The sequence below is a fragment of the Haemophilus sp. SZY H53 genome, assembly GCF_054332375.1.
The window spans coordinates 121,660-133,248 of the sequence record NZ_JBTGNV010000006.1; the positions used below are offsets into that span (position 1 = coordinate 121,660).

Sequence of the window (11,589 nt, forward strand, 5' to 3'; positions counted from 1 at the left end):
CATTAAGATATGAAACTCAATCCTCAACAACAACAGGCTGTCGAATATGTCAGTGGGCCTTGCTTGGTGCTGGCAGGCGCAGGCTCGGGCAAAACTCGCGTGATCATCAATAAGATTGCTCATTTGATTGAACACTGCGGTTATTTACCTAAACAGATCGCCGCCGTAACCTTTACCAACAAAGCCGCTCGTGAAATGAAAGAGCGTGTAGCCCATTCCATTGGTAAAGAAAAATCCAAAGGATTGATTGTTTCCACTTTCCATACCTTAGGTTTCGACATTATCAAACGGGAATATAAAGCGTTAGGCTTTAAATCGAATATGACCTTGTTTGATGAGCACGATCAACTTGCCTTACTCAAAGAACTGACGGCAGATGTACTGCAGGAAGATAAAGACTTACTGCGTGAATTAATTTCTGTTATTTCCAATTGGAAGAATGATTTGGTTTCGCCAAAACAGGCTTATTCCTTAGCGAAAGATGCCAAATATCAAACCTTTGCAAAGTGTTATGAGCGTTATGCGGCGCAAATTCGAGCTTACAATGCGTTGGATTTTGATGATTTGATTATGTTGCCGACCTTACTCTTCAAACAGAACGAAGAAGTACGGTCAAAATGGCAGGAGAAAATCCGCTATTTGTTGGTGGATGAATATCAAGATACTAATACTAGCCAATATGAGCTCATCAAATTACTCGTCGGCGAGCGAGCTTGTTTTACCGTAGTGGGTGATGATGACCAATCCATTTATTCTTGGCGAGGTGCAAGACCGCAAAATATGGTGCGTTTACGTGATGATTTTCCGCATGTGCAAGTCATTAAATTAGAACAAAATTACCGTTCCACTCATCGTATTTTGCATTGTGCCAATATTTTGATTGATAACAACGAGCACGTATTTGACAAAAAGCTTTTTTCCAACTTAGGCGAAGGTGAAAAACTGCAAGTCATTGAAGCGAAAAATGAAGAACATGAAGCCGAACGAATTGTGGCGGAATTAATTGCTCATCGTTTTAGCCGTAAAACTAAATTCAAGGATTATGCGATTTTGTATCGGGGGAATCATCAATCCCGACTATTGGAAAAAGTGCTGATGCAAAACCGTATTCCATACAAAATTTCTGGTGGAACGTCTTTTTTCTCTCGTGCTGAAATTAAGGACATGATGGCCTACTTGCGTTTGGTGGTGAATCAAGATGATGATGCGGCTTTTTTGCGTATCGTGAATACACCGAAACGGGAAATTGGTACGGCAACATTACAAAAACTAGGCGAGTTAGCACAGGAAAAACATATTAGCTTATTTGAGGCGATTTTTGAGTTTGAACTCATGCAACGAGTCACGCCAAAAGCCTATGATGCATTGCAAAAATTTGGTCGTTGGATGGTGGAGTTGAACGATCAAAGTTTACGTTCCGATCCTGAAACCGCGGTGCGTTCGTTACTTTCTTCATTGCATTACGAAGAATATTTGTATGAGTATGCCACCAGTCCGAAAGCTGCTGAAATGCAGAGTAAAAACGTGGCAACCTTGTTTAGCTGGGTAGAAGATATGCTCAAAGGCGATGAGGTGAATGAGCCGATGAATTTAAATCAAGTGGTTACCCGTTTAACCTTGCGCGATATGATGGAGCGAAGTGAAGATGATGACGAGAGTGATCAAGTGCAATTAATGACATTGCACGCCTCCAAAGGCTTAGAGTTTCCCCATGTGTATTTAATTGGTATGGAAGAGGGGATTTTGCCTCATCAAACCAGTATTGATGAAGACAATGTAGAGGAAGAGCGTCGTTTAGCCTATGTGGGTATTACTCGAGCACAACAAACGCTGACTTTTTCTCTTTGTCGTGAAAGACGTCAGTTTGGTGAGTTAATTCGCCCAGAGCCTAGCCGTTTCTTGGCAGAGTTACCGCAGGATGATGTGCAATGGGAAAAAGATAAGCCAAAATTAACGGTAGAGCAGAAGCAACAACAAACTTCTAGTCAGCTCGATCGTCTGCGGGCAATTTTAAAAGGCTAGAGATGATTAAAATTAAAGTGCAGTGAGAAATTTATTTGTTTTTTCAACCGCACTTTATTTATGCAAAATGGAGATAAATCAAGCAACCAAAACGGCTTTTACAAAAAATGATTTGACTTATTTTCAAAAAAACGTATTATACCGCCCACAAACCGATTGTGGTGAGATGGCCGAGTAGGCTGAAGGCGCTCCCCTGCTAAGGGAGTATGGGGTCAAAAACTCCATCGAGGGTTCGAATCCCTCTCTCACCGCCATTTGTTGTTAGTTTTATTATTCTGCACCCGTAGCTCAGCTGGATAGAGTACTCGGCTACGAACCGAGCGGTCAGAGGTTCGAATCCTCTCGGGTGCGCCATTTTAAATCGACTCTATCAGTTAAAATGGTCACGAAGAATAAAACATCACTACGCACCCGTAGCTCAGCTGGATAGAGTACTCGGCTACGAACCGAGCGGTCAAAGGTTCGAATCCTTTCGGGTGCGCCATCTTCTCTCTTCAAATTTTTCTTTTTATCAAAACAATTAATTCTTTATTTGATCATTTTTCTCGATCATCAATAGTTTTTAATAAATAATTTCCTTGTACGTCTGTGACACTTCTAAAACCGACATTCGTGATTTTATATGGGAAATTTGTCTTATACTCGACGTTATCGTGGTGATGACCATGGAAAACGTGTCTTACCCCTAATTTTTCAGCAAGTTGATTAATCACACGAAATCCCATTGGATGGGGCTTCGGTGCCTCATGGCAAATTAGAATATCGGCTTGCTCGTTTTCAATGGCTTCGATATCAGAAGGGAAAATAGACGTGCGATGACGCAATGGTACACCACCACGCCAAATTTTTTCTTGCGGGCTATATTGGCAATAGTGGATGGGATCAAAATACATCGGTTTATTGGGAGGCATCCAGATTTGCCCTCGGAATACGCCACCTAGGCCAGCAATACGTAGACCTTGGATTTCAACAACACGATTATGTAAATTACGTGATTTCCAATGTGTACCCCAAATCGCCTCAAATGCGGCGACGGTTTTGCTATCATGGTTGCCGTGAATAAACCAAATATCACAATAGTTTGCGAGTTTATCTAATTCATCAGGCGAAGAAAGTTGCAAGTCACCCAAAATAATCAGGGCAACGTTATCATTTTCTTGCACGAAAGGATAAAGATGTTCGTAACTTCCGTGCGGATCGCCTGCGAATAAAATCATCTTATTTCCCTGCTAAAATTTGTTTGCTATGTTGCAGATCATCTAGTACTTCATCATTGAGCACTTTTTCAATCACTGATTTTACTTGGTTATAGCGATCTAAGTAACTTGGAGACTCAATTTCAATATAGGGTACTTTATATTTATCGAGTAATTTTTTCAATAATTGCTGGAATTGTTGGCGTTGTTGCTGACTACCTAAACTGCGCAAACCGTCATCCACCCATTTAGTATTATTTTTTAAGAGAATTGTTACATCAAACGGATATTCTTTGATCATGGAATCTAAGAATGGATGAGCTTTTCCTTCATATTGAATACAAAATGCTTGTGTTGTGATGAAATCTGTATCAATAAAAGCAATTTTGTGTGCGTGTCGGACGGCATAATCAATATAATGCTGATGGCCGAGTGCCATTTGTGGATAGTCGGAATATTGCATGGCTTGCTCATCGCCACCTAATTTCTCAAAGACATATTCCCGACCATATTCCCATGCCGAAGTGGTATTAAATACGGCTGCCAGTTTGCTGACTAACACACTTTTACCGCTGCTTTCACCACCTAAAATAGCAATAGTCTTTGCAAAGAACGGACGGACTTCTTTCGGAATGAATTTCCAATATTGGAAAGGTGTAGTACGAATTTTCGTGGCGGATACATTAAAGAAAGAGCGATCAGGATCCACTAAAGAAACTTCAAGCCCTAAGTATTTTTCGTATGGCGCTTTGTCTTGCGGCTCACTGCTAAATACCATCGTAGGGGTAAATTGTTTTTCTTCAAATAGATTTTTTACCGCCTCACTCCAAGCTTGCCAGCCATTCGGATAGCTTGGGATGCCATCTTCTACTAAGTGATGGATAAAAATTTGATTTTGTTGATATTTAAAGATTTGTTGCATCCAACGAAGACGATCCTGTACTGTTGGCATACGTTTCATTTTGCTATCGTAAAAGAGTTTTAAGTCACGTTCTGTATCGCTACACACAATTACGTGAAGCTCATCCACTTTACTGAATGCCTCATAAATCATATTAATGTGGCCGGTATGAACCGGGTAGAATTTCCCAAAAATTACACCCACTTTTTTATCGTGTTTGTTCGACATAATGTATCCTTCGCTAAATGACCACTGCGAGGTGGCTGAATAGTCCTATTTTATGCAATCTTTGTGCAAATAAAAACATTTTTCATTGAATGATTTTTTACAGCGACATTTTGCGTTATACTACGACCTGCATTCTCAGGGCAGGGTGAAATTCCCTACCGGTGGTGATAGCCCACGAGCGCTTAAAAGTGCGGACAGTTTTGATCATGTTTTTGACGAAATTGTTTCTGATCGTTTTAAGGTTAGCTGATTTGGTGAAATTCCAAAGCCGACAGTATAGTCTGGATGAAAGAGAATAAAACGGATTGGGTTCCCAATTCCGTTCTGTTTATTTGCATTTCTCAGCCCTGATTCTGGTTAATTTTAACGTAACAACAAAGGAAATTACGATGAATCAGTCAATTTTATCTGCATTTGGTGCGACCGGCGAAGAACGGGTAATTAACGCATTGAACGCATTCAAACAAGGTAATGGCGTATTAGTATTGGATGATGAAGATCGCGAAAATGAAGGCGATTTAATTTTCCCAGCGGAAACCATTACCCCAGAACAAATGGCAAAACTTATTCGTTATGGCAGCGGTATCGTGTGTTTATGTATCACCGATGAACAATGCAAACAGCTTGATTTACCGCCGATGGTTGAGCATAATAATAGCGTGAATAAAACCGCGTTTACCGTGACAATTGAAGCAGCAGAAGGTGTGTCAACAGGTGTATCAGCACAAGATCGAGTAACAACCATTAAAGCTGCGATTGCAGATCAGGCAAAACCGACAGATCTTCATCGTCCAGGCCATGTTTTTCCATTACGCGCCGCAGAAGGGGGGGTTTTAGCCCGTCGCGGTCATACCGAAGCTTCGGTTGATTTAGCGCGTTTAAGTGGTTTTAAGCCAGCGGGTGTGATTTGTGAAATCACGAATGATGATGGCACCATGGCGCGTGCACCAGAAATTATCGAATTTGCGAAAAAATTTGGTTATGTGGTATTAACGATTGAAGATTTAGTGGCATATCGTCAGAAATATCAGTGCTAATTAAATACTCGGAAAAAAAGTGCGGTCAGAAAATTTGTTAAATTCTGACCGCACTTTGCATTTTAGGCTTAATTCGTTTCCACAAAGCTTAATGCCGTTTCAACCACTTCAATTCCCGCCCCTTGCTTAAAGGCATTTTCACTTAAATAGCGTCGCCATTGTCTTGCTCCTTTGCAGTTTTGGAATGCACCGAGCATATGTCGAACGATATGATTTAAATAAACACCTTGGCTCAGTTGCTTTTCAATGTAAGGGAACATGGCTTCCACCGCTTGTCTTGGTGTGACGATATCCGCATTGGCATCAAAAAGCATTTGATCAACATAGCCCAATAACGACGGATTTTGATAAGCCTCACGCCCAACCATCACGCCATCAACAAATTGTAAATGATGTTTCATTTCTTCGATGGTTTTAATGCCGCCATTAATTGCAATAGTCAACTGCGGGAAGTTTTTTTTCAATTGATAAACACGCTCATAATCCAAAGGGGGAATCTCGCGATTCTCTTTTGGGCTTAATCCTGAAAGCCAGGCTTTTCGTGCATGAACAATAAATTCTTGGCAGCCTGCGTGATGGACTTTTTCGATAAAGTCGCAGAGAAATTCATAGCTATCCAAATCATCAATGCCAATACGAGTTTTCACGGTGACAGGAATATTCACGACACGTTGCATTTCTGCAATACATTCTGCTACTAAATTCGCTTTTGCCATTAAGCAAGCACCAAACATACCATTTTGCACGCGGTCAGACGGGCAACCCACATTCAGATTAATTTCATGATAGCCTCTTTCTTCGGCTAATTTGGCACAATGTTTAAGCTGTGCGGGATCACTTCCACCAAGTTGTAAGGCAACTGGGTTTTCTTGCAAATCAAAATCTAAATGATCGTATTTGGCATGAATAATGGCGGGAGCCGTAACCATTTCAGTATAAAGCAACGCATGTTTACTAAATTGGCGATGAAAATAGCGACAATGGCGTGTTGTCCAATCTAACATTGGCGCAACGGAAAAGCGTCCACGATAAAAGTGCGGCTGATTTTCTGACATATTTTATTTCTCTTGAATTTTGTTACGGCGAAGATCTTCTGCTTGTTGTTCCTGCATTCGTTGGCGGAAACGTCCAGCCGCAAAGTGGTAAAAAGGTTTCGGACTAAATTGGCGCGAAATTATGGAGGCAATAATACTGGAAATCAAGAGCCAAATCAGCACGGGTTGGGCCCCCGTCATTTCCATTACTACTACGCTGGCTGTCACAGGGGATTGTGTGCCTCCAGCTAAAAAGGCTGCCATACATAAAATGACCAAGAAACGTTGATCGACCATGCCGTTACTGATTTCCCATAACATAGTGCCGATACCCGCACCAGTAGTGAGAGATGGCGTAAAAATTCCGCCCGCGATGCCATTCCAATACGTCGTAACCGTTGCGAAGAGTTTTAGTATTCCCACTTCAGGTGAAACGAGTTGTCCTTCTAATGCTCTTGCAACCACATTATAGCCCGTTCCATAAGTTTGCCCTTCGCTGTAGGTACCCATTGCGGCAAGTACTAAACCGAGTAATAAGGCAATGTAAATTGGGTGTTTGCGGATCCAATCACGCCATTTGAGTGGAGAAAGCCCCGCGAGCCCTTTGGCAAGGAGTCGTCCAAATATACCACCCAGTACACCGCAGACGATGCCACAAATGGCAAGCCAAAGATATAAATAAGGAATAGAAGTCGCACCTTTATAGGCTGGAAAGTAAGGGCTATTGCCTTGAATCGCCACTAAAATAAAACCGGCCGCTAATACACCGAGTAATACACGCCTTTCCCAGCGTAACATCACGCCTCGACCAAGTTCTTCAATGGCAAAAATGACCCCAGCTAAAGGGGCATTAAAGGCGGCAGCAAGACCGCCTGCTGCACCGGTTGCGATGAGTTCATTCGTACTTAAACCACGGAAAGCGAAGTTATATTTACGACAGAAATTTCCCCAAGCGAGCATAACCGCTGCACCCACTTGAACAGAAGGCCCTTCACGTCCAACAGACGCACCGATAACCATTGCAAAGAAAGTAAGTGGAATTTTCCAAATGGTTTGGCGAAATTTAACAAGTTTCGTTTTATAGCCACTGTAAGGAAGATTGATGGAGGCAATCACTTGTGGAATACCGCTGCCACCAACATAAGGTGTGTATTTGGCGGTAAACCAGGTGAGAAAAGCAAGACCAAGCGGTAAAACGATCCAAACGGTGAGAGGATATTTAGCAGACCAATAGGCATTAAATTCAAGTCCGATATCGGCGAGTTTCGCAAATCCAAAGGAAAATAGGGCAACAAATGTCGCACCAATCAGTAAACATACAAATTCGAGTGTTTTATGAGAGATACGATGGGTTTGTCGAAGCTTTTTATGATAAAAATAACGTAAATGGTAGAGGAATGAACGTAACATAAATTTTGCCCAAAATTATTTTAGTTAAAATTATAAAACCCCAACTAAAGACAGGCAATTAATTTAAAAGGACCGCTCATTTGGCGTAGCTTTTTTGACAAGCGATCCTCTGCGATCCATTTTTGTTTAAATATTGACAATACTAGGTGAAACCATTAAAATTCAGCGTCTATTTCTTCTGTCTATTGGATGGAAAGATAGATTTTGTAACAAACATTCTATTATGAATAACATTTAAACTGGAGCTTTTTTAATGGCAACTATCAACCAGCTAGTACGCAAACCGCGTGTGAAAAAGGTTGTAAAAAGTAACGTTCCTGCATTAGAGGCTTGCCCGCAGAAACGTGGTGTGTGCACTCGTGTATACACAACTACACCTAAAAAACCGAACTCAGCATTACGTAAAGTATGTCGTATTCGTTTAACTAATGGCTTTGAAGTAACTTCTTACATCGGCGGCGAAGGTCACAACCTTCAAGAGCATAGTGTTGTGCTTATCCGTGGTGGTCGTGTTAAAGACTTACCGGGTGTGCGTTACCACACTGTACGCGGCGCATTAGACTGTGCAGGCGTTAAAGATCGTAAACAAGGTCGTTCTAAATACGGCGTTAAACGTCCTAAAGCTTAATGGAACTCCGTTAAGTAAGGCCAAACGTCTAAATTAGTAAAAATTTAAATCAGAAACTCCAGTATCACATTAGCTCACTTTAAAGTGCGGTTAATTTTTATAGAGTTTTGGATATCCTGAAGATTAAATATACGGAGAAATTCGCAATGCCACGTCGTCGTAGTGTTGAACCACGCAAGATTCTTCCAGATCCGAAGTTCGGTTCAGAGTTACTTGCAAAATTTATTAATGTATTAATGGTAGACGGTAAAAAATCCGTTGCTGAAACCATCGTTTACGGTGCGTTAGACAAACTTGCAGAACGCACAGGTAAAGAACCTTTAGAAGCATTTGAAATTGCACTTGAAAACGTTCGCCCAACTGTTGAGGTTAAATCTCGTCGTGTTGGTGGTTCTACTTACCAAGTGCCAGTTGAAGTACGTCCAGTTCGTCGTAACGCATTAGGTATGCGTTGGATCGTTGAAGCGGCACGTAAACGCGGTGATAAATCAATGGCTTTACGTCTTGCAAATGAATTATCTGATGCATCAGATAACAAAGGCGCAGCAGTGAAAAAACGTGAAGACGTTCATCGTATGGCTGAAGCTAACAAAGCATTTGCTCACTTCCGTTGGTAATACGCTTTTAAAATTTAAGGGCTTCATCCTCGATGAAGCCTTACCCTTATATAAACAGATATTAAACTTAACAAGGTTATAATAATGGCTCGTACAACCCCTATTGAAAGATATCGTAATATCGGTATTAGTGCGCACATTGATGCTGGTAAAACTACTACCACTGAACGTATCTTATTCTACACTGGTGTAAGTCACAAAATTGGTGAAGTACACGATGGTGCAGCGACAATGGACTGGATGGAACAGGAACAAGAACGTGGTATTACCATTACCTCTGCGGCAACTACCGCATTCTGGTCTGGTATGTCACAACAGTTCCAACAACACCGTATCAACGTTATCGATACCCCGGGACACGTAGACTTTACTGTTGAAGTAGAACGTTCTATGCGTGTTCTTGATGGTGCGGTAATGGTTTACTGTGCGGTTGGTGGTGTTCAACCTCAGTCTGAAACTGTATGGCGTCAAGCTAACAAATATCAAGTTCCACGTATCGCGTTTGTAAACAAAATGGACCGTACTGGTGCTAACTTCTTACGTGTTGTTGATCAACTTAAAACTCGTTTAGGTGCTAATGCTGTTCCTCTTCAACTTCCAATCGGTGCAGAAGAAAGCTTCACTGGTGTTGTTGATTTGATCAAAATGAAAGCGATCAACTGGAATGAAGCAGACCAAGGTATGACTTTCACTTATGAAGATATTCCTGCAGATATGCAAGCAGCTTGTGAAGAATGGCGTCAAAACCTTGTTGATGCAGCAGCTGAAGCAACTGAAGAATTAATGGAAAAATATCTTGGTGGTGAAGAGTTAAGCGAAGAAGAAATCAAAGCAGGTCTTCGTCAACGCGTATTAGCAAACGAAATCATCTTGGTAACTTGTGGTTCTGCATTCAAAAACAAAGGTGTTCAAGCAATGCTTGATGCGGTTGTTGAATACTTACCAGCACCGACTGATATTCCAGCAATCAAAGGTATCAATCCAGATGAAACTGAAGGTGAACGTCACGCAAGCGATGATGAGCCATTCTCTTCATTAGCATTCAAAATTGCAACTGACCCATTCGTAGGTAACTTAACCTTCTTCCGTGTGTACTCAGGTGTAATTAACTCTGGTGATACCGTATTAAACTCTGTACGTCAAAAACGTGAACGTTTTGGTCGTATCGTACAGATGCATGCTAATAAACGTGAAGAAATCAAAGAAGTTCGTGCGGGCGATATCGCTGCAGCAATCGGCTTAAAAGATGTAACTACGGGTGATACATTATGTGCTATCGATGCACCAATCATCCTTGAGCGTATGGAATTCCCAGAGCCAGTAATCTCTGTAGCAGTAGAACCTAAGACTAAAGCTGACCAAGAAAAAATGGGTCTTGCATTAGGTCGTCTTGCTCAAGAAGACCCTTCATTCCGTGTTCACACTGATGAAGAATCTGGTGAAACCATTATTTCTGGTATGGGTGAGTTACACTTAGATATCATCGTTGACCGTATGAAACGTGAGTTCAAAGTGGAAGCTAACATCGGTAAACCACAAGTATCTTACCGTGAAACTATCCGCGCTCGTGTTAACGATGTGGAAGGTAAACACGCAAAACAATCTGGTGGTCGCGGTCAATATGGTCACGTTGTTATCGACTTATATCCATTAGATCCAGAAGGTCCTGGTTACGAATTTGTAAACGAAATCAAAGGTGGTGTAATCCCTGGTGAATACATTCCTGCGGTTGATAAAGGTATCCAAGAACAGCTTAAATCTGGTCCGTTAGCGGGTTATCCAGTAGTCGATCTTGGTGTACGTTTACACTTCGGTTCATACCATGATGTTGACTCATCTGAATTAGCGTTTAAATTAGCCGCTTCTTTAGCATTTAAAGCAGCATTCGCTAAAGCAAACCCAGTTCTACTTGAGCCAATCATGAAAGTTGAAGTAGAAACTCCACCTGAGTATGTTGGTGATGTAATCGGTGACTTAAGCCGTCGTCGTGCTATGGTTAACGGTCAAGAAGCGAACGAATTCGTTGTTAAAATCGATGCAGAAGTTCCACTTTCTGAGATGTTCGGTTATGCAACAGACTTACGTTCACAAACTCAAGGTCGTGCATCATACTCAATGGAACCATTAAAATATGCTGAAGCCCCAACAAGTGTTGCTGCTGCAGTAATTGAAGCGCGTAAAAAATAATTTTTTGTAACAATCCGCTCTAATAAGTTGAATGGCTTATAGAGCATTTTCTAGGAAACTAAACAAATGTCTAAAGAAAAATTTGAACGTACAAAACCGCACGTAAACGTGGGTACAATCGGCCACGTTGACCACGGTAAAACAACTTTAACAGCAGCAATCACAACCGTATTAGCAAAACACTACGGTGGTGCAGCTCGTGCATTCGACCAAATCGATAACGCGCCAGAAGAAAAAGCGCGTGGTATCACCATCAACACCTCACACGTTGAATACGATACTCCAACTCGCCACTACGCACACGTTGACTGCCCAGGACACGCGGACTA

At 41.6% G+C, this 11,589-nt stretch carries 10 protein-coding genes, 3 tRNA genes and 1 riboswitch; of the genes, 9 read left to right on the top strand and 4 right to left on the bottom strand.

Annotated elements, in window-relative coordinates; genetic code table 11:
• Positions 1-9: 9 nt before the first annotated feature.
• From rep to ACXVWB_RS07475, 4 genes are all read left to right on the top strand, one after another.
• A complete protein-coding gene (gene rep / locus ACXVWB_RS07460) occupies positions 10-2,022 on the top strand; it encodes a DNA helicase Rep (protein WP_289902431.1) in 2,013 nt (670 codons plus the stop codon).
• A gap of 160 nt (positions 2,023-2,182) precedes the next feature.
• Positions 2,183-2,276 (top strand) — tRNA-Ser (locus tag ACXVWB_RS07465).
• A gap of 23 nt (positions 2,277-2,299) precedes the next feature.
• A tRNA-Arg gene (locus ACXVWB_RS07470) sits at positions 2,300-2,376 on the top strand.
• A 53-nt stretch (positions 2,377-2,429) separates the two neighbouring features.
• Positions 2,430-2,506: transfer RNA gene (locus tag ACXVWB_RS07475), tRNA-Arg, on the top strand.
• A gap of 52 nt (positions 2,507-2,558) precedes the next feature.
• Here the strand turns inward: ACXVWB_RS07475 and ACXVWB_RS07480 are convergent.
• Both ACXVWB_RS07480 and nadR read right to left on the bottom strand, forming a co-directional pair.
• Positions 2,559-3,239 (bottom strand): metallophosphoesterase family protein, encoded by a 681-nt coding sequence (locus ACXVWB_RS07480; RefSeq protein ID WP_289902432.1) that lies wholly within the window; start codon positions 3,237-3,239, stop codon positions 2,559-2,561.
• A 1-nt stretch (position 3,240) separates the two neighbouring features.
• Positions 3,241-4,347 (bottom strand): multifunctional transcriptional regulator/nicotinamide-nucleotide adenylyltransferase/ribosylnicotinamide kinase NadR, encoded by a 1,107-nt coding sequence (gene nadR / locus ACXVWB_RS07485; RefSeq protein WP_289902433.1) that lies wholly within the window; start codon positions 4,345-4,347, stop codon positions 3,241-3,243.
• A 127-nt stretch (positions 4,348-4,474) separates the two neighbouring features.
• Positions 4,475-4,648, top strand: a riboswitch (FMN riboswitch).
• A gap of 88 nt (positions 4,649-4,736) precedes the next feature.
• Here nadR and ribB point away from each other — a divergent pair.
• Positions 4,737-5,384: a 3,4-dihydroxy-2-butanone-4-phosphate synthase gene (gene ribB, locus ACXVWB_RS07490; RefSeq protein ID WP_289902434.1), complete on the top strand. Its 648-nt coding sequence runs from the start codon at positions 4,737-4,739 to the stop codon at positions 5,382-5,384.
• 68 nt (positions 5,385-5,452) lie between these two features.
• On the opposite strand, the gene dusA is transcribed toward ribB, so the two are convergent.
• A complete protein-coding gene (dusA, locus tag ACXVWB_RS07495) occupies positions 5,453-6,439 on the bottom strand; it encodes a tRNA dihydrouridine(20/20a) synthase DusA (RefSeq protein ID WP_289902435.1) in 987 nt (328 codons plus the stop codon).
• 3 nt (positions 6,440-6,442) lie between these two features.
• Entirely contained in the window at positions 6,443-7,828 is a 1,386-nt protein-coding gene (locus ACXVWB_RS07500; RefSeq protein WP_149785897.1) for a chloride channel protein, read from the bottom strand.
• 253 nt (positions 7,829-8,081) lie between these two features.
• Here ACXVWB_RS07500 and rpsL point away from each other — a divergent pair, with 253 nt between their 5' ends.
• From rpsL to ACXVWB_RS07520, 4 genes are all read left to right on the top strand, one after another.
• Positions 8,082-8,456 (top strand): 30S ribosomal protein S12, encoded by a 375-nt coding sequence (rpsL, locus tag ACXVWB_RS07505; RefSeq protein WP_005543325.1) that lies wholly within the window; start codon positions 8,082-8,084, stop codon positions 8,454-8,456.
• 146 nt (positions 8,457-8,602) lie between these two features.
• The gene (gene rpsG, locus ACXVWB_RS07510) at positions 8,603-9,073 is read left to right on the top strand and encodes a 30S ribosomal protein S7 (RefSeq protein ID WP_005699184.1); all 471 of its coding nucleotides are present in this window, start codon (positions 8,603-8,605) and stop codon (positions 9,071-9,073) included.
• Positions 9,074-9,157: 84 nt separating this feature from the next.
• On the top strand, positions 9,158-11,260 hold the full coding sequence (gene fusA, locus ACXVWB_RS07515) for an elongation factor G (protein ID WP_289902436.1): 2,103 nt from the start codon (positions 9,158-9,160) through the stop codon (positions 11,258-11,260).
• A 66-nt stretch (positions 11,261-11,326) separates the two neighbouring features.
• The coding region (locus tag ACXVWB_RS07520; protein ID WP_227932570.1) for a GTP-binding protein at positions 11,327-11,589 on the top strand (263 nt) is incomplete at its 3' end.